At 48.4% G+C, this 19,371-nt stretch carries 14 protein-coding genes and 1 pseudogene; 14 read left to right on the forward strand and 1 reads right to left on the reverse strand.

Annotation, left to right across the window (positions count from 1 at the left end; genetic code table 11):
• Positions 1-326: 326 nt before the first annotated feature.
• The 14 genes from ACE5LO_RS09320 to ACE5LO_RS09385 all read left to right on the forward strand — a co-directional run bounded on the left by ACE5LO_RS09320 (position 327) and on the right by ACE5LO_RS09385 (position 18,455).
• Positions 327-2,228: a beta-glucoside-specific PTS transporter subunit IIABC gene (locus ACE5LO_RS09320; protein WP_375519754.1), complete on the forward strand. Its 1,902-nt coding sequence runs from the start codon at positions 327-329 to the stop codon at positions 2,226-2,228.
• A 91-nt stretch (positions 2,229-2,319) separates the two neighbouring features.
• On the forward strand, positions 2,320-2,727 hold the full coding sequence (locus ACE5LO_RS09325) for a VOC family protein (RefSeq protein WP_375519755.1): 408 nt from the start codon (positions 2,320-2,322) through the stop codon (positions 2,725-2,727).
• Positions 2,728-2,830: 103 nt separating this feature from the next.
• The gene (locus ACE5LO_RS09330; RefSeq protein WP_375519756.1) at positions 2,831-3,352 is read left to right on the forward strand and encodes a DinB family protein; all 522 of its coding nucleotides are present in this window, start codon (positions 2,831-2,833) and stop codon (positions 3,350-3,352) included.
• Positions 3,353-3,559: 207 nt separating this feature from the next.
• Positions 3,560-4,147, forward strand: coding sequence for a TetR/AcrR family transcriptional regulator (locus ACE5LO_RS09335; RefSeq protein WP_375519757.1), 588 nt, complete (start codon positions 3,560-3,562; stop codon positions 4,145-4,147).
• Positions 4,148-4,199: 52 nt separating this feature from the next.
• Entirely contained in the window at positions 4,200-5,681 is a 1,482-nt protein-coding gene (locus tag ACE5LO_RS09340; RefSeq protein WP_375519926.1) for a DHA2 family efflux MFS transporter permease subunit, read from the forward strand.
• A gap of 272 nt (positions 5,682-5,953) precedes the next feature.
• A complete protein-coding gene (locus ACE5LO_RS09345; RefSeq protein ID WP_375519758.1) occupies positions 5,954-7,726 on the forward strand; it encodes a sensor histidine kinase in 1,773 nt (590 codons plus the stop codon).
• Positions 7,727-7,728: 2 nt separating this feature from the next.
• Positions 7,729-9,366: a response regulator gene (locus ACE5LO_RS09350; RefSeq protein WP_375519759.1), complete on the forward strand. Its 1,638-nt coding sequence runs from the start codon at positions 7,729-7,731 to the stop codon at positions 9,364-9,366.
• A gap of 99 nt (positions 9,367-9,465) precedes the next feature.
• Positions 9,466-11,142, forward strand: coding sequence for a type 2 periplasmic-binding domain-containing protein (locus ACE5LO_RS09355; protein ID WP_375519760.1), 1,677 nt, complete (start codon positions 9,466-9,468; stop codon positions 11,140-11,142).
• Between the two features lie 96 nt (positions 11,143-11,238).
• Positions 11,239-12,129 (forward strand): ABC transporter permease, encoded by an 891-nt coding sequence (locus tag ACE5LO_RS09360; protein ID WP_375519761.1) that lies wholly within the window; start codon positions 11,239-11,241, stop codon positions 12,127-12,129.
• A gap of 43 nt (positions 12,130-12,172) precedes the next feature.
• Positions 12,173-13,051 (forward strand): carbohydrate ABC transporter permease, encoded by an 879-nt coding sequence (locus tag ACE5LO_RS09365; RefSeq protein ID WP_375519762.1) that lies wholly within the window; start codon positions 12,173-12,175, stop codon positions 13,049-13,051.
• 142 nt (positions 13,052-13,193) lie between these two features.
• On the forward strand, positions 13,194-14,219 hold the full coding sequence (locus tag ACE5LO_RS09370; RefSeq protein WP_375519927.1) for a glycoside hydrolase family 53 protein: 1,026 nt from the start codon (positions 13,194-13,196) through the stop codon (positions 14,217-14,219).
• A gap of 23 nt (positions 14,220-14,242) precedes the next feature.
• Positions 14,243-15,541, forward strand: coding sequence for a galactokinase (locus tag ACE5LO_RS09375; RefSeq protein ID WP_375519763.1), 1,299 nt, complete (start codon positions 14,243-14,245; stop codon positions 15,539-15,541).
• A 198-nt stretch (positions 15,542-15,739) separates the two neighbouring features.
• Complete coding sequence (locus ACE5LO_RS09380) at positions 15,740-17,746, forward strand: beta-galactosidase (RefSeq protein WP_375519928.1); 2,007 nt, start codon at positions 15,740-15,742, stop codon at positions 17,744-17,746.
• Between the two features lie 214 nt (positions 17,747-17,960).
• The gene (locus ACE5LO_RS09385; RefSeq protein WP_375519764.1) at positions 17,961-18,455 is read left to right on the forward strand and encodes a hypothetical protein; all 495 of its coding nucleotides are present in this window, start codon (positions 17,961-17,963) and stop codon (positions 18,453-18,455) included.
• 83 nt (positions 18,456-18,538) lie between these two features.
• Here ACE5LO_RS09385 and ACE5LO_RS09390 read toward each other — a convergent pair.
• Positions 18,539-19,208: pseudogene (locus ACE5LO_RS09390) on the reverse strand (aspartate/glutamate racemase family protein).
• Positions 19,209-19,371 lie beyond the last annotated feature (163 nt).

The following is a 19,371-nucleotide window of genomic DNA, read 5'->3' on the forward strand; positions in this document are numbered from 1 at the left end:
AATAAAAATACCCGGCTACATCAGTAAAATCAATGCTTCCGGGTAATTAGACGATTAGATGTGCTGCAAAACTAGGGCGATTATGTATTGGATCCTGAAGAGGGCAGGCTGGTTGTGCAGGCCAGGTTGACAAACAAATGAAACCGTTATATTCTAGACACATCAAACAGAATAACAACCTAGGATTGTTACTGGTTATGCAGGCAAAACCTAAGTCGTGATGAATAGTGGAGCAGAAATGCCAACCCTATAATCATGGCTTAGGTTTTTTGTTTGTCTTGATTTCCTGTAATGTACTTTTCAACCACAAAATGGGGGTAATAGCTGTGAGCTACGAAAAATTAGCCAAAGAGATTGTGGAGGGCGTCGGCGGCGAAAAAAACGTCGACACGCTTGTTCACTGTGCAACACGGCTGCGCTTTGTCCTCAAGGACAACGCCAAAGCAGACAAAGCCAAGCTGGAGAAGACTGACGGAATTATTACGGTAAAGGAAAATGGCGGACAGTTTCAGGTTGTCATCGGGAATACCGTTCCCGAGGTGTACGCAGCCATCGGCAAGATTAGCGGCATTCTCGACGAATCAGGCTCCGGCTCAAAGGAAAAAGCGGACAGCGGCAAAAAAGGGCTTGGAAACGTCATCGAGGTGATCTCCAGTATCTTTGCCCCGCTGATGGGAGTAATGGCCGGTGCCGGTATTCTTAAAGGCTTGCTGCTCATTGCCAGCAATTTTGGCTGGCTGGACAAGGCTGGCTCGACTTATACGATCCTGTACGCTGCGGCAGATGCCTTATTTTACTTCCTGCCTATAATGTTAGCGGTTACTACAGCCAGAAAATTCGGCGGCAATACGTTTACTGCCGTAACGATTGCAGGCGCCTTGCTTTATCCTTCGGTCATTGAGCTGAAAAATGCAGGGACGGCAGCGGACTTCTTCGGGATTCCTGTTATTATGATGAGCTACTCGTCCACGGTTATTCCGATCATCCTGGCGGTCATCGTCATGAGCAAGCTGGAGAAATTCTGCAACCGTGTCATCCATGAGAGCGTTAAGAACTTCGTCACACCACTGATCTCACTGGTCGTAATGGTGCCGCTTACTTTGCTGGTTTTTGGACCATTCGGGGTCTATGTCGGAAACGGCATTGCAGCTGCATTGCTTGCAGCATTTTCCTTCAGCCCGCTCATTGCGGGGGCTATTCTGGGTGCAACCTGGCAGATGCTCGTTATTTTCGGCGTTCACTGGGGCCTTATTCCGGTGTTCATTAACAACATCGCAGTATATGGCAAAGACGGCATCAAGCCGGCGGCAACCGCTTCCGTCTTTGCCCAGGCTGGTGCTTCTTTAGGTGTCATGCTGAGAACGAAAAACAAGAAGCTGAGAACACTTGCAGGTTCCACTACGCTGTCTGCTCTGTTCGGCATTACCGAACCGGCCGTTTACGGGGTAACCCTGCCGCTCAAGCGCCCGTTCATCGCAGGTATTATTGGCGGTGCTGTTGGCGGCGCCATCATCGGCCAGGCCGGTACGCAGGCGTTTGCTTCCGGGGCTCCGGGTCTGCTGACCCTGCCGATTTTCTACGGTCCGGGCGGACAGGGCTTCCCGGGTTTGATCATGGGGATCACGGCATCATTCTTGATCTCGGCTGTTCTGACTTATATCCTTGGCTTTAAGGATCCTGTCGAAGAGGAAGTTGCCGCTCAAGCTGATGTTGAAAAAGACAATCATTTAAGCAAAGCTGACGGTAAAGCTAGTGATAAGGCGTTTAGCCCGCTGAGCGGAACTGTAGTTCCATTGTCGGAGGTCCCAGATCCGGCCTTCGCTTCAGAAGCCATGGGCAAAGGGGTTGCAATTGAGCCGGCTTCCGGACGGATCGTCGCCCCGTTTGACGGAACGGTAACGGTTGCATTTAAGAAAAAACATGCTTTGGCTGTCGTTTCGGATAAAGGTGCGGAAATTCTGGTTCATGTCGGGATTGATACGGTAAAGCTGGACGGTCAGCACTTCACATCCCACATTCAGGAAGGCGACCGAGTTAAGGCGGGACAGCTGCTGCTTGAATTTGATATGGAAAAAATCAAGGCTGCCGGTTATCATACAGTTACGCCGATCATTGTAACCAACAGTCATGATTACACAGATGTGCTCCCGCTCCAGCAAGGAAAGGTACGCGAGGGGGATGAACTGCTGCAGATCATTGGCGGTGGAGATGAAACTGACGTCCAATAAACATGTGTGATTCGTTAAGAATATAAACTTATTTTTTAGCAAAAACTATTATAATAGAACGGTAAGACATTCCGACACTGAGGTGATCATATTGGCATTAACATCCGAACATATCTTTGTAAACCTTCCGGTAAAGGATTTGCAAGTGTCCATGCAATTTTTTAGGAATCTCGGCTTCGAGTTCAATCCGCAGTTTACCGATGATAATGCAGCGTGTCTCGTCATCGGCCAAAACATATTTGCGATGCTGCTGGTTGAACAATATTTTAAAACCTTTACGAAGAAGGAATTAACGGATACCCATAACACCACAGAGGTGATCCTGGCTATTTCCGCTGCAAGCCGGGAACAGGTGGATGAGATCGTGAATAAAGCACTCGAAGGCGGTGGCAAGCACTTCAATGATCCTGTCGATCATGGTTTCATGTACAACGGCAGCTTTCAGGACCCTGATGGGCATCTTTGGGAAGTTGTCTATATGGAAGCAGGGGAGCAGTGATCAGAATTGCCGCAGAGATCGGTCCTTTATGAGAGGGCCGATTTTTTCATTATAATACCAATGTACCATGTTTATTCTGAACAAAAGAGGGGAGTTCATCGAAATGGAAGCTAATGCAAACGAAAGCAAGCCTTTTTTCACCAATTATATCAATCAGGTCCCGGAGGGAAATATCATTGAGATTGTTGCGACTCAAATTAAAGAAACGCTTTCCATTCTGCAACCTCTGAACGAGGAACAAGCAAACTTCAAATACGCCAGTGACAAATGGAGCATTAAAGAAGTGGTCGGTCATTTGACGGACAATGAGCGGGTATGGACTTATCGGCTGCTTCGGATCGCGCGTGGCGACAATCTGAATTATCCGGGATATGAGCAGGAACAGTTTGTCAAAGAAGCGCAGTTTGATCATGTTCCTTTTAAGGATTTGCTCGAGGAGTTTGAATCGCTCAGAAAATCTACGATTTTTTTGCTAAAAGGGCTTCCGGCAGAAGCGTGGCAGCGGCAGGGTGTGCTCAACCAGGACCCGCTGACGGTACAGCAGGCGGCTTATGTCATTGCTGGCCATGAGATTCATCACCGGACCATTCTTAAAGAGCGTTATCTGCCTGGAATCAAAAATTAAGTATATATGAATACAGTTGTATCCTTGAAGGAAATCATAAGACCCCTGTCTCTTGTTTATTTAAACAAGTCAGACAGGGGTTATTTTCATCCTTCCGTAACCAAATCCGGTGCTCATACGTCTTCCATATATCCGCTATTGACATGCTTTAATGGAACTGCTTTAATTATGTAGACCAGTTGTTATAATTTTAAGGATGTGGTTCCATTGGGTGAAAAATCTAACCCCAAAGAAGCGATTGTCACTACAGCGGCAAGGCTTTTCTTTTCCCAGGGATATCATGCTACCGGCCTTAATCAGATCATCAAGGAAAGCTGTACGCCGAAGGGGTCGTTGTATCATTATTTTCCGAACGGCAAAGAGGAGCTCGCGCATGTGTGCATCGGGAAGGCGAATGAGCATATTGTTCACAAATTTCGGGACACATTTGCCGCATATGACAATACAGGGGATGCGATCCGGCATTTTATTCATGAGACGGCAGATGAGGCGGAGGCTGCCGGTTTTACCGGATTTTTACCATTCAGCTTCTGGGCGGCAGTTGAAACTTCCTGCATAAGCGACAGGCTGCGCAAAGCTTGTCAGGAAGTGTTTACAGCCTGGCAGGAGATCGTAGCGGAGCGGCTTCGTTTGGACGGTTTTCATGAAACAAAGGCTTATGAGCTGGCGCTGCTGATCCTTTCCATGATGGAGGGCGCGCTGATTATCAGCCTGACCCATCAGACCAAAGAACCGATGCTGAATGCTGCTGATTATTTGTCAGTTCTGACGAAGAATGCTGATTTGATGAATTAAACAACTAGAAAGAGATAGATACACCAAGGAGGATGGAAACGTGGAGGCAACCATGAAAGCTGGTTCTGCAAAGGATCAGCAAGCTACAAAGCAATACAAGGTTATTCCGATATTATTTGCAATGCTGCTGAGCGGGTTTATCGGCCTGTTCAGTGAAACGGCCCTTAATGTGGCCATGACACCATTGATGGGCATCTTGCAGGTAGGGCCAACCACGATTCAATGGCTCACTACCGGCTATTTGCTGGTGATGGGCATACTGGTACCGGTTTCGGGACTGCTGCTGCAGTGGTTCACGACCCGGCAGCTGTTTACTGCATCATTGGTATTCTCAATTGCAGGAACTTTGGTTGCTGCGATGGCCCCGAGTTTTGAGCTGCTGATGGTCGCACGGGTGCTGCAGGCGGCAGGTACGGCGCTGCTGCTTCCTTTGCTGTTTAACACCATACTGGTCATTTTCCCGATTGAAAAGCGCGGCTCCGCGATGGGATTTATTGGTCTCGTCATCATGTTCGCGCCAGCCAGCGGACCGACGATTTCCGGATTGATCCTTGCCAATCTGACCTGGCACTGGATTTTCTGGATTTCACTTCCGTTTTTCATAATTTCCCTGATCTTCGGATTAATGTTTTTGCCCAATATTTCAAATCTGACCAAGCCTAAAATTGATATTGTATCCATCATTCTGTCTACCATCGGCTTTGGTGGAATCGTATATGGTTTCAGCAGCGCCGGCGGTCATGGCGAAGGCGGAGGAGGCTGGTCAAGTCCGGTTGTTATTGCCACCGTGGTCATTGGCGGGGTGTCGCTGCTGCTGTTCAGCATTCGCCAGCTGAGAATGAAGGAACCCATGATGGATCTGCGCGCATTCAAATATCCGATGTTCACGATTGGTCTGGTCCTGATCTTTATCTGTATGATGATGATGCTGTCATCCATGCTGATGCTGCCTATGTATTTGCAGCAAGGTCTTGCTTTGAGTGCTCTCACCGCCGGTCTGGTGTTGCTGCCTGGCAGCTTGCTGAACGGATTTCTATCTCCAGTAATGGGGCGTCTGTTTGACAAATTCGGTCCTAGATGGCTGGTCATTAGCGGCATGGTCATCGTATCGGCTATTCTGTTTGTGTATTCCAGAATCCAGCCGACAACGCCTTATGGATTGATCGTTGCCATGCACATACTTATGATGATCGGCATCTCGATGATTATGATGCCCGCTCAAACCAATGGCTTGAATCAGCTGCCACCTGCGTATTATCCTCACGGTACGGCGATCATGAACACGCTGCAGCAGGTAGCCGGAGCGATTGGTACAGCGGTTGCGGTTAGCATTCTCAGCGCTGGCCAGACGAATTATCTGAGCCATGCAGCCAATCCTCAAAGTGCTGAAAGCAAGCTGGCGGCCTTTACGGCCGGTGTACAGAACGCGTTCACTTTTGCCTTGATTCTGGCATTGATCGGGCTGGTATGCTCGTTCTTTGTAAAACGGGTTAAAGTAAATAAGCAAATGGGCCAGCAAGGCTCCATGCATTAAAATCATCATATATCCGCATAGACCATTTTAGCTGTGACAAAAAGCCTCCGGCAATTGCGGATTTCGCGTGGTTGCGGATATCGATTAAACTTCAAACAAGCAGGCTATCTCTATTAGGTTAGAGATGGCCTGCTTTTTGCTTGCCATATCATCCTAAATCTTCTCACAATCCCCTGTACGGATTCTTTGAAAGCGGTTATAATGGTGCCCACGCAGCCGGAGTTTTACAGGTTTTACCGGAAAATATAAAGAATACAGGTGTGAAGTTCAGTATGATTAAACTTAATTTTTATACAAAAATCGTCACATTGGCCGTCATTATGATGATTCCCATTATGCTGCTCTATTTTTATTCCAATAAAATCACGACCGATGTTCTTAGCGAGGAACTAGGCGCTTCCAACATCAATCAGCTGGTATTCTTTCAAAACCAGGTGAATACGAACATTGAGCTGGTGTCTTCCTGGCCCAATCTGCTTATCCATGACCCTGATATCCTGAGCTTTCAGGATATTTTTCTGGAGGACGAGTACCTGAATCTGGATGCCATCAATCTGGTCAAGCGCATCCAGACCAAGCTGAGCCTTCAGGAAAGCTCATCCAACTGGGACAGCAGCATTTCCATTTATTCTCCATCGCTGGGCAGAGTGGTATCGGAGCGGGATGCGCAAAGGTATGAAGCCAGCGACTTGAATAAGCAGATCAGGCCGGGCTGGCAGGTCGAGAAAGTCGCGGGTGATGAGGGAGAGCGGTTTGTGTTTTCCTGGTACACGGTGTCTCCATTCTCCGCGGAGCAGCATCCGGAGACAGCCAATACGATTATTAAAGTGGAGTTTGACAGCAGCAACATTCAGGATATGCTGGACCGCTTCAAAAGCGACGGGCGTGGTGATCCGTTTTATTTCAGAAAGGATATGGGGGTCATCTATAACCGCACTGCAAATTATGAGCTTATTGACCAACTGCTGCGCGGGTTGGGAGACGGCGAGTTTAAGATGAATGAAAACAGGACGCTGGAGGTGAATGGCAAACAGTATATGGTCAGCCTCGTTTTATCTGAGGATACCGGATGGTATTTGATCGACTATATGCCTCTCTCCGAAATTATGGCTCCTATCGATCAATCCAACCGTTTGTTCTATGTATCCGCAGGCGGGCTGCTGCTGTTCAGCTTCCTTGCCGCTTATATGCTGTATTCGCAGGTGCAGGTTCCCATCCGCCAGCTGGTCGCCGGCTTTAAGAGGCTTGCGGCCGGAGATTACGCTGTGCGCATGCAGCGCAAGGGCAGCCATGAGTTCAGCTTTGTGGCGGATCGGTTCAATCAGATGGTGGAGCAGATTCAGCAGCTTTTTGAAAAGGTGTATATGGAAAAGATTCATGTGCGGGAAGCACGGCTGAAGCAGCTGCAATCGCAGATTAATCCCCATTTCTTCTATAACTGCTTCTCATTCATGACCAGCATGGCGAAGCTGAAGAAGCACGAGGCGGTGATTGCCATGTCCCATCATCTGTCGAGATATTACCGTTATACGACAAGACAGGAGCGGGAGCTTGTGCCCTTGGAAGAGGAGATTGAATTTGTCACCCACTATCTGGAGATCCAGAACATGCGCATGCCCCGTCTCAGCTACAGCATTGATCTGCCGCAGCGAATGGACAGGCTGTCTGTTCCGCCGCTCATGCTGCAGCCTCTTGTGGAAAATGCGGTTATTCATGGCATCGAGCAAAATGCCGAGAATGGTCTGATTCACGTTACGGCGGAATTCGATCAAGGCTGTGTAAGAGTACATGTGGATGACAACGGCAAAGGCATGAGCGGGATGGACATCTTCGCGCTGGAACAGAAGCTGCACCGACAAATGGACGAAAATATGGGCTGCGGCGTGTGGAATGTATACCAGCGCATGCGGCTGCGGTTCGGCGAGAAGGCGGGTCTCGCTTTTTCCCGCTCTGTATACGGCGGCTTAAGGGCAACCCTGTACTGGACTGATCCCGAATCTATAAGTGCGCGTTCAAACCTCTATAAGTGTACTGGAGGAGGATGAAAGTGATTAATATATTGCTGGTTGATGATGAAATCTATGTAACGGAAAGCTTGGCCCTTACTCTTCCGTGGGAGGAAATGGGCATCAGCGGGATTTTCCAGGCGGCCTCGGGCACAGAGGCACTCACCGTTATGGAGCAGCAGGATATCGATATTCTCGTTACGGATATTCGCATGCCGGGTATGACAGGGCTAGAGTTAATCGAAATGGCAGGCAGCCGCTGGCCGCATATCCGTTACATTTTGCTGACAGGCCATTCGGATTTTGAATATGCGAAGAAAGCGATTCAACTGCAGGCCGTCGATTACATCCTGAAGCCGGTCAATGATGAGGAGCTGATGGAGAGTGTCACAAGTGCTGTTGCTTCCTTAAAGGGAGAGTGGGAGGCCTTCGACAAAATACACAAGCTGATGTACAGCCGTAAAGCGGACATCGGCATTTTACGGACCCAGCTAATGCATGATCTGCTGCTGGGCAGGCAGCTGTCAATAAGGGGTATTCAGGATAAATTGAGCGCTTATGAGATCTCCTTTTATACCGATGCTCCTGCTGTCATACTGCTGATCCAGCTTGGCAGGCATTTTACGGATATGGACCATCATTCGGTTTCTCTCATTGAATATGCGATCGGCAATATTGCGGAAGAGGTGTTTGTGGGCGGTTTTCATGTGTGGCACTGCAAAGCCCCGCATGACTGCCTCGTTCTGCTGGCGCAGCCGAAGGAAGGGAACCCTGGCAGCACAGATTGGGGTCCGGATGATGCCCGAATACGCCGGGAGCGGCTGGAGCAGGATGTCGAAGTTTTCAGCAAGCATGTCAGTAGCTATCTGAAAGGGAATATTACTGTGCTGATTACAGACTGGTTCAGCTTCCCGGAAGAGCTGCCGGCGGCATACCGAACGGGATTGAGCTCATTGTATTTGTCCCAGCATGCTCAGGCGAGAGCTGTGCTCTTTCTTGAAGATCAGCCGAATCGGCCCGCCGCAGTCAAACCCCTGGAAGCCTTATACAAACCGCCCACGCTTATTCACCTGCTGGAATCGATGCAGTGGGAGGCGGCGGGTGGCAAAATTGAACAGGTATTTGCCGATATGGAGAACAATGCCCATTCACGCGAGCATCTGTACGAGATGTACTTGTCCGTGACCAATGCATTCATGTACATATCTCACAAACAGGGCCGCCTGTTCTACCAGCTTGATCAAACTGGAATTGATCCGCTGGCCGTGCAGGAGGTGATCCATTCGCTGCCGCGGCTGAAAGAGTGGACGTATGCAGTCATGGATAAGCTGAAGGCGGAGCTGGCGGCGAATGAGCAGCAGTCCAAGCGTTTTGTGATCAAGCAGGTGCAGGAGCTCGTATCTAACGACAACGGACAGGAGCTGTCCGTAAAGACCATTGCGGATCAGGTATACTTGCATCCTGTATATTTGTCCAAAATCTATAAGGCGGAGACGGGCGAGGGATTAGGGGACTACATCATCCGCATGCGTATGGAAAAGGCATTGTATCTATTGAAGCATACAAACAAGAAAATCTATGAAATTACAACAGAGCTGGGCTACCAAAATCCGCAATATTTCAGCAAAATGTTCAAAAAGCATTACGGAATGACCCCGAACGAGTTCAGGGATCAATGATGTTGGCAAAGGTGCAGAAATGTTCATTTAATGACATAGGCTGGTGTGACTTAGCCCTCTATAATGACATTGTAGAACTGTAATGAAGGGGGAACATTCATGCAAGCCTTTTCAAGAAAACGCTTCCTGCCTGTCCTTGCCGCCACTTTGGTGCTGGGTGCAGGTCTTGCGGGATGCTCGGGGAAGGAAGCCGACAGCAATTCATCCGGCGCAGTAAATACTGAAAACGTGTACAAAGAGAAATACGACCCGGAAGTCACGATTAAAACGGTATGGGGAGTAGACCCTCAATTGAAGTTCAAGAATGGCGAGACGATCGAGAATAATGTCGCCACTCAATGGGCCAAGGAGAAGTTCGGAATTAATATCCAATCGCTTTGGTCGGTAACGGATACGAACGGCGCATTTGCTACCAAGCTGCGGCTGGCGATGTCGTCCGGGCAGGAAATGCCGGATGTGGTGACCATCGGTACGGAGAACAATACGCTGGCACAGGACTTGATCGATTCAGGCATGTATGCGGAAGTGGGGCCGCTGTTTGATAAGTATGCTTCCGACACCTGGAAGGAAGCGATGAACCAGGACCCGAACGTATGGAACCAGTACACCCGTGACGGCAAGAGGATGGGCATCCCGGTGCTGGATTTCGCCTACAACCATGATTATGTGCTTTGGATCCGACAGGATTGGCTCGACAAGCTGGGCATGACACCGCCGAAAACGATGGACGAGCTGGAAAAAGTCATGGATGCCTTCAAAAACAAGAACCCGGACGGCCTGTCACCGGACAAAGTGATTCCGCTCAGCATCGGCTTTAAAACATCCATGAACACCTGGATGGGTGATCCATCATGGGTATTCGGGGCTTACGGTACGCTGCCGCAGCAGTGGAATGCCGGAGCAGACGGCCAGCTGGAGTACGGCTCTATTCATCCGGGGATGAAGCAGGGGCTGGAGAAGCTCAAGGATTGGATGAGCAAAGGTTATATCCCTAAGGAAGCCGCGCTGTGGGACGAAAATAAAACGGCTGAGCCCACTGCTGCAGGTACGGCAGGCATTATTCCGGGACCTTACTGGATGAGCGGCTGGCCACTGCAGGATACGGTAAAGAACGCACCAAACGCCGTGTGGAAACCAATTACGATTCCCACGGGCCCAGACGGCACGGCCATGCGCCATGGTACCCAGTTTACAAACGGTGTTGTGCTGATCAACAAAAAGATGGAGCATCCTGAAGCCTTCTTCACGTACCAGAACTATCTTTTTGATCATTTCGCGACCTCTGACCCGGACAGTGAATTTAAGAATGGCCTCTTTAAAGGATATGACTACGATCTTGATGCGAACGGGAAGATGGTTCCCATGGACCAGATTGAAGGCGGATATGTGAATGTGGTGCGCTATTTGCTCGTCCGAGACGGGGCGCGCATTCCTGACGCTCAAATGAAAGCTTTGCTTAAGCTGGCTGAAGGAGGCGAGCCGGTGACACGTCTGGAAAAGGATGTTGCGGTAAACTACGGCAAGGATACACCTGAAGCGGCTCAAGTCCTTCTGCAGCAGCAGGATATATCCAAGAAAAACATGTTCACAGGGCCGACTACGGAAACGATGAAATCCAAGCTGGACTATCTGAACAAAATTGAAAGCCAGACTTTTAATGAAATCATTTACGGCAGACAGGGACTCGACACATTCGATACATTCGTGCAGACCTGGAAGGCAGGCGGCGACCAGATCACGAAGGAAGTCAACGAGTGGTATAAAAGCGTGAAATAATGTTTGCATTTCCTCCGGAGACAGCTGCCGGAAAGGGAAGCGGCCGGAAGTTCCGGCCGCTTTGACATATAGATTGAAGCTACAGGAGGACCTCTCATGAGAAGTTTGCGTAAAACATGGCCGTTTCACGTCATGCTGCTGCCTGCGGTCATCTTTCTGATCATTTTCAGCTACATCCCGATGGGCGGCATCATCATGGCCTTTCAGGATTATAAACCATGGCTGGGGATTGGCGGCTCGGAATGGATCGGCCTGGACAATTTCCGTTACTTGTTTGAACGTGAGGACAGCGTCCAGGTTATCTGGAACACGCTGATCATCGCCGTCCTCAAAATGGTGTTTAACCTGCTGGTTCCGTTCGGATTTGCCATATTGCTGAATGAGATCCGGCAGGTTGGTCTGCAGCGCTCCATTCAGACGCTCGTTTATTTGCCGCATTTTCTGTCCTGGGTCATTCTTGGCGGTATTCTGATTGATCTCTTGGCCGCTGATGGATTTGCCAACCGAGTGTTGGGCATGATCGGCATCGATCCTATATTTTTCCTCGGGGATAATAACTGGTTCCGCTTTACGGTCGTCGTATCGGATGTCTGGAAGGAATTTGGTTATAACACGATCATTTTCCTGGCCGCGCTGGCCGGTATCAATCCTTCTCTGTATGAAGCGGCTGAAATGGACGGAGCGGGCCGCTGGAAGCAGACCTTGCACATCACGGTGCCTTCCTTGCTGCCCATGGTGATCGTTGTTGGTACGCTGGCGCTTGGCAATGTGCTCAACGCAGGCTTTGACCAGATTTTCAATCTGTACAATCCGCTTGTGTATGAGAAGGGCGATATCATCGATACCTTCGTGTACAGAACAGCGATTCTGAACGGGGAAATGGGCTTCGGCACTGCAATAGGACTGTTCAAATCAGTCATCAGTATGATTTTGATTCTGGTGTCCTACCGACTAGCCTACAAGTGGGCCGGCTACCGGATATTTTAAGAGGTAGTTTTGAACACGTACTTTAAAGCAAAGAGGGAGAGCTATGTATCAAAAAACAGTGCCTTACCGTATTTTTAATGTGTTTAATACCTGCTTTCTGATCCTGCTGGCTGTTATGTGCATTATTCCGCTCATTCATGTGCTGGCGGTGTCGTTCAGCGCCAAGGCGGCGGCGGACGCCAATCTGGTCGGCTTATGGCCTGTCAATTTTTCGCTGGAGGCCTACAAGAAAACAATTGATAACCCGATTTTCCTGCACTCCATTTGGGTGTCCGTCAAACGGACAGTGCTCGGTACGGCGCTGACGCTGCTCGTGACTTTCCTGGCCGCCTACCCGCTGTCCAAGGAAACGGCCGTATTTCGCAGCAGAAACATCTATTCCTGGCTGTTCGTATTCAGCATGGTGTTCAGCGGGGGGCTTGTGCCTTTTTACATCGTCATTCAAAAGCTCGGCCTGATTGACAGCTTCTGGGTACTGGTGCTGCCAAGCGCAGTGAATACGTTCCTGATCATTCTGATGCTGAACTTTTTCCGCGGCATCCCGAAGGAACTGGAGGAGGCGTCCCTCATTGATGGAGCTGGTCATTTTCGCACGCTGTTCAGCATCTATCTGCCGGTGTCCTTGCCGTCCATCGCCACCATCGGCCTGTTCAGTATGGTATATCATTGGAATTCCTGGTTTGACGGACTGCTGTATCTCAGCAATTCCAAAGACTATCCGTTAGCTACGTTTCTGCAAACTGTCATCATCCAGCGGGACATGAGCTCCATGAGCGTGAGCCCAACGGAGATGGAGCTGCTGTCGCAGACGACGGTGAATGCCGCGCAGATTTTTATTGGTGCAGCTCCTGTTTTGATCGTATATCCTTTCCTGCAAAAATATTTTGTTAAAGGAATGACACTGGGTTCTGTTAAAGAATAAGTGTGGACTTGGTTGTCAGAGCATCCAATATATTTCCAAAACATCCTGTTTTCTCATAGAAATGACGAATACAATTAGCTGCATAGACATTACCTTACGTGAGAAGGAGGATATGATTTTGAGGAACAAGCCAAGATTTTTGATGCTGCTCGTTCTTTGTGCTTCTATGATCATGTTTGCGCCGGGTCTGCAGGGAAATTACAGGGCCTCCGCTGCGCCAGCTTTTGCCAAAGGTACCGATATCAGCTGGGTTGCAGGCATGGAAAAGCAGGGGTATACTTGGAAAGACAAACGTGGTGTCCAGAAGGATGTTCTGCAAATTTTACGGGATGACTACCAGATCAACTCGGTACGCATCAGAGTGTGGGTCAATCCTAATATGAATGATTATGCAAACGGATACATGAATGCTGACAAGGCCGCCGAGCTCGCGGCCCGCGCCAAAAAGCTGGGCATGAGCGTCATGCTGACACTTCATTACAGCGACTCCTGGGCGGACCCGGGGCAGCAGAACAAACCGTATGCGTGGAGAAGTTTTACCTTCCAGCAGCTGATGGATGCGGTATGGGCCCACACGGTATATGTCATGAACACGATGAAGGAGCATGGGGTAACGCCGGATTGGGTGCAGATCGGCAATGAAACGAACAACGGCATGCTGTGGGAAGACGGCAAGGCCTCGGTCAATATGAAAAACTATGCCTGGCTGGTGAATACGGGTCATAATGCGGTAAAATCGGTAAGCAGCAGTACCAAGACCATTGTTCACTTGGCCAACGGCTTTGATAATTCTCTATTTCAATGGAACATCGGCGGTCTGGTAAGTAATGGGGCCCATTTCGATATTATCGGCATGTCGCTTTATCCGTCTGCATCGGACTGGTCCACCAAAGTAACACAGACGGTAAGCAATGCCAATAATATGATCACCACCTACGGCAAGCCGGTGATGATCACGGAAATTGGCATGGATTATAATCAACCTGCTGCGGCCAAAAGCTTTATTTCCGATATCAAATCGAAAATACGCGGCATTGCCGGAAGTAAGGGGCTGGGCGTGTTCTATTGGGAACCGGAAGCCGTACCCGGCTACAATGACGGCTACAATAAGGGAGCCTGGCAGGCGGACGGTAAGCCGACAATCGCCCTGGAAGGATTTCTTAACTAACATGAACATATTTGGAGGAGACTATGGGAACGATTCGCCATATGAACAAAATTCAGGAACCATCCTTGCAAAATGTATTGTGCAAGCTGTACGGTCCTGATCAGCTGACTTTGCAGACAGAACGTTATCAGAAGCTGTTTGCGAATTATCGGGAGCATTACGGTGAGGAGAGTGCCGTGAGCCTGTTCAGCTCTCCGGGACGAACGGAAATCGGTGGTAATCATACCGATCATAATCATGGCAGGGTGCTGGCGGCAAGCATTGATCTGGATACGATCGCAGCGGCTGCTCCTACGGAAGAGGCTGTAATCACAGTTGTGTCCGAGGGTTATCCCGATCAATACCGGATTGAGCTTTCCGATCTGGAGCCAAAGCCGGAGGAAACCGGAACAATATCGCTGTTGCGCGGCATAACGGCAGGATTTGTACAGCATGGCTTCAAAATCGGCGGGTTTAACGCTTATGTCAGCAGCAACGTGCTCTCCGCATCAGGCTTGAGCTCGTCCGCCTCGTTTGAAATGCTGATCTGTGCAATTTTAAATACATTTTATAATCAAGGATCGCTGGATACGGTGATGATGGCGAAAATCGGGCAGTATGCCGAAAATCATTTCTGGAACAAGCCTTCAGGACTGCTGGACCAAATGGCCTGCGCTTATGGCGGATTGATCACCATTGATTTTAAAGATCCGGAGCAGCCCTTCATCGAACCTGTTCCATCTCAATTCCGCAATCAAGGCTATTCGCTTGTGATTGTCGCTACGGGAGGCAATCATGCTGACCTGACGGAGGATTACGCTGCGGTACCGGGAGAAATGAAGTCTGTCGCAAGAGCGCTTGGTGGTGAAGTGGTCCGTGATGTGACCTTGGAGCAAGTCTACGGCAATTTGCATATGCTGCGGGAACAGACGGGAGACCGGGCGGTACTGCGGGCATTGCATTTTCTGGAGGAAAACGAACGGGTAGGTGAGGAGATTGCGGCGCTGCAGGCAGGCAGGTTCGAGGATTTTCTCCAGCTCGTAACTGCGTCGGGAAATTCATCGTGGAAATGGCTGCAGAACGTATACCGGAATTCGGAGGTACGGGAACAAGGGATTTCCATTGCGCTTGCTATAACGGAGCTTTTCCTGAAGCGTATCGGTGATGGCGCTTGCCGGGTGCATGGAGGCGGCTTTGCGGGTGTCATTCTGGCAATTTTGCCGGACGAGCATGTGTCTGAGTACATCTCTTTGATGAAGAGCACGCTTGCAACTCCTGTTTTTAATATTCAAATCCGGGATTACGGTGCTGTTTGTCTTAATGATATGGATGAAGCAGATTAACACATCGAATATTATGTAAACCAAGTGATTTTTTTGCATACGTCACTATTAAAACAAGGAGCTTCTGCTGATCAGGGGCTCCTTGTTCCATGAACTTTTACGGCACACGGCTGGGAAAAGGGTTTGGCATGCGAAGAAAAGTAAGCGCTATCTTCTTGCTAATTCTAGTATTCCGGATATGGAGGAAGCTCATTTATGATGAAAAAATTATTATACGGTGTCGCTTATTATGACGAATACATGCCTTATGACAGGCTGGATCAGGATATCCGGATGATGAAGGAGGCCGGCATTAACGTTGTTCGTATTGCGGAATCCACCTGGAGTACGCATGAGCCGCAAAATGGGGTGTTCGATTTCACATCTGTTGACAGAGTGCTGAACGCCATGCATGAAGCGGGGATCCACGTCATTGTCGGAACGCCGACTTACGCCGTTCCGACCTGGATGGTCAAGCAGCACCCTGACATTTTAGCCACAACCGAGAATGGACCCGGAAAATATGGGGCAAGACAGATTATGGACATCACACATCCTGCCTATCTTTTTTACGCCGAACGCATTATCCGCAAGCTGATTTCAAGAGTCTGCAAGCATCCGGCCGTCATCGGCTACCAGACCGACAATGAAACGAAGCATTATCACACAGCCGGACCTAATGTACAGTTGCAATTTGTGAAATATATAAGAGAGAAATTCAAATCACTGGACGAGTTAAATAAAACTTTCGGACTGGATTATTGGAGCAACCGGATTAACAGCTGGGAGGATTTCCCGTCTGTTGTTGGCACCATTAATGGCAGTCTCGGCGCGGAATTTGCCAAGTTTCAGCGCAAGCTCGTCACGGACTTCCTGAGCTGGCAGGTGTCGATTGTCAATGAGTATAAACAACCGCATCAGTTTGTTACGCAAAATTTCGATTTTGAATGGCGTGGCTATTCCTATGGGGTGCAGCCGGACGTTGACCATTTTGCCGCGTCCAAACCGTTTGATATTACCGGCGTGGACATCTATCATCCTTCACAGGATGATTTAACGGGCATTGAGATTTCCTTTGGCGGGGATATGGCCCGTTCCACGAAAGGCACCAACTATCTGGTGCTGGAAACGGAAGCCCAGGCTTTTCTGAATTGGGTGCCGTATCTCGGTCAGCTCAGGCTGCAGGCTTTCAGCCATCTGGCATCCGGGGCGAACATGGTGGCTTATTGGCACTGGCATTCTATACACAATTCATTCGAGACCTACTGGAAGGGACTGCTGAGCCATGACTTCGAGCCGAACCCTGTCTATAATGAAGCGAAAACGATTGGAGCGGATTTTGCCAGACTTTCGGATAAGCTGGTGAATTTGCAGAAGACGAATAGGACGGCCATTCTGGTCAGCAATGAATCGTTAACGGCGATGGAGTGGTTCAAATTCAGCTTTACGAGCACTAAAAAATACAATGATGTGGTCCGCCTGGTCTATGATGAGCTTTATCGTATGAATGTCGGATGTGATTTTGTGGATGCGTCTGCTGAACATTTTGACGGCTACGACTTGCTTGTCGTACCGGCGTTATATACCGCTTCGGACCGGCTGCTGGAACGCCTGAATGATTTTGTGCGCCGCGGCGGCCATATCGTATATACCTTCAAAAGCGGTTTTACCGACGAGAACGTAAAAGTAAGGACCGTTCGGCAGCCAGGAATCATCAGTGAGGCATGCGGTATTGCTTATCAAATGTTTGTTGAACCAAAGAGGGTAACCCTGAAGGATAACCCGTTTAATGTAGAGCCGGAACACAATGAGGTCCATACCTGGATGGAATTGATCACCCCGGACACCGCAGAAGTTCTTGCATACTATGACCATCCGCATTGGGGCCAGTATGCTGCGATTACGCAGAATGAATATGGCAAAGGCATGGCCATCTACATTGGCTGCATGGTAAGTCCGCAGGTGATGAATAAAATACTGGCACATGCGGTCATACAGGTGGGATTATGGGGAGCGGATCAGAAATTGGCGTTCCCGCTGATCACGAAAACAGGTGTCAACGAGGCGGGTAAGACCATACGTTATTATTTTAACTACTCGGACCATCCGGCGGAACTTGTATACCTTCATAGACAAGGAATGGAACTGTTCGAGGATAGTAAGGTCCAAAACGGCCAGACGATCGGGGTTGAGCGCTGGGGAGTCAAGATTATCGAGGAAGGTTAACCTGCACAACCAAAAGCCTCTGCCGATGAGTCTTGAAGTGAATGGTATTATTATCCAAAAAATGTTGAATAATAACAATAAAACACTTATAATGTAATTGTATCAAAAAACTGTAAATACTTTATTGATCATGAATACTCTAGTAATTATTATACATATCGATCTGATTGATAAAGTAAACAGGCAAAAAATTTAAATAAAGTGGGAATTGAGGATGAAAAACATTAAGCAAGCCACGTTTCTGTCTGCATTGTCTTTAGCTGTAGCAATTCCGTTAACTGCTTCTGCGGCAGCTACAACTGATGCTGCACCAGCTACGACAGAACCAGCACAAGCAGTTCAATCTGCCATTGAATCAATTAATGGAGGAGACCAAGTAATTGTTCCCTTTGCCACACAATCTGCGTTTGATACAACATTAGGCGGTCAACAAACGGTATCTTATTTTAAGATTCCAGCTGGGTTGGGTTACGTTAAAATCTGGGTAAAAAATACAGGCAGTGAATCTATTAAATTTGCCCTGCATAAGGGATCAGCAAGTGGGCCGGTCGTAAAAGAAGCGACGATACCGGCTGATGGTAAAGCATGGGAGTGGAGAAGCCCCTCAGCTTTATCAACTGGCGATTTTTATGCTACTTTTAACGCGAGTAATACTAATATGAAAGGTCAAGCTTACGGCAAAATGGCTTCAACACAAAGTGAATTATAATCCAAAAATGCAAGTGATCTAATTGGTAATATGCCCCCTACTACATAGTTTTATGATATGTAGTAGGGGGCATTTATATAGCTTCATTTTTCTAAAGCGGCATTTACGGCCTCAATGGCATGGATTATTGTCGTATCGAATAGTGGGCTTTCTGAGTCCTTCGGTTTAATTAACAAGCCAATTTCTGTGCAACCCAAAATGACTCCCTCAGCCCCATGATCAACCAGATGTTGAATTACTTTTTTATAATAATCCCTGGAGGATTCTATAATCTGTCCAAAACCTAACTCTTCGTAAATGATTTTATTGACAATAACCCGCTCTTCCTCGTTGGGAATGAGCACCTTGATTCCGTTCGATTCTATGCGGGATTTATAAAAATCTTGTTCCATCGTGTATCGGGTACCAAGCAAGCCAACGGTTTTTAGGTTAGAGCTTTTAATTTGCTTTGCTGTTGCATCAGCAATGTTCTTCAATATGATCCACGACCTTGTGCATTGTATTTGTACAGATCACTATAAACTCTGCGCCCGCTTTTTCCAAAGCTGCAGCTGCTTTCCCTAATATTTTACCTGCTTTCTCCCAATCTCCTTCAGATTGACAGCGTTCAATCTCGTCAAAATCGACACTGTACAACAGACACTTTGCCGAATGAAATCCCCCTAACCTGCCATTTATTTCTTCATTAATGATCCGATAGTACTCCAGCGTAGATTTCCAGGTCATTCCACCGATAAGTCCAATAGTTTTCATAGGCCCTCCTTATTAGACAGTGTTCACTTATTTTATCCTGATTGATTGAAAATTTTAACAGGACATCAGCTGCTTCTATAATGGGTCAATCCTTGTCACTCCGTCAAGTCAAGAAAAAGCTTAGCGTCTCGGAACTATTCGCGGCTTCAAAAGTTCTACATAT

It is taken from the genome of Paenibacillus medicaginis (assembly GCF_042138635.1).
Lineage (GTDB): Bacteria > Bacillota > Bacilli > Paenibacillales > Paenibacillaceae > Paenibacillus > Paenibacillus medicaginis.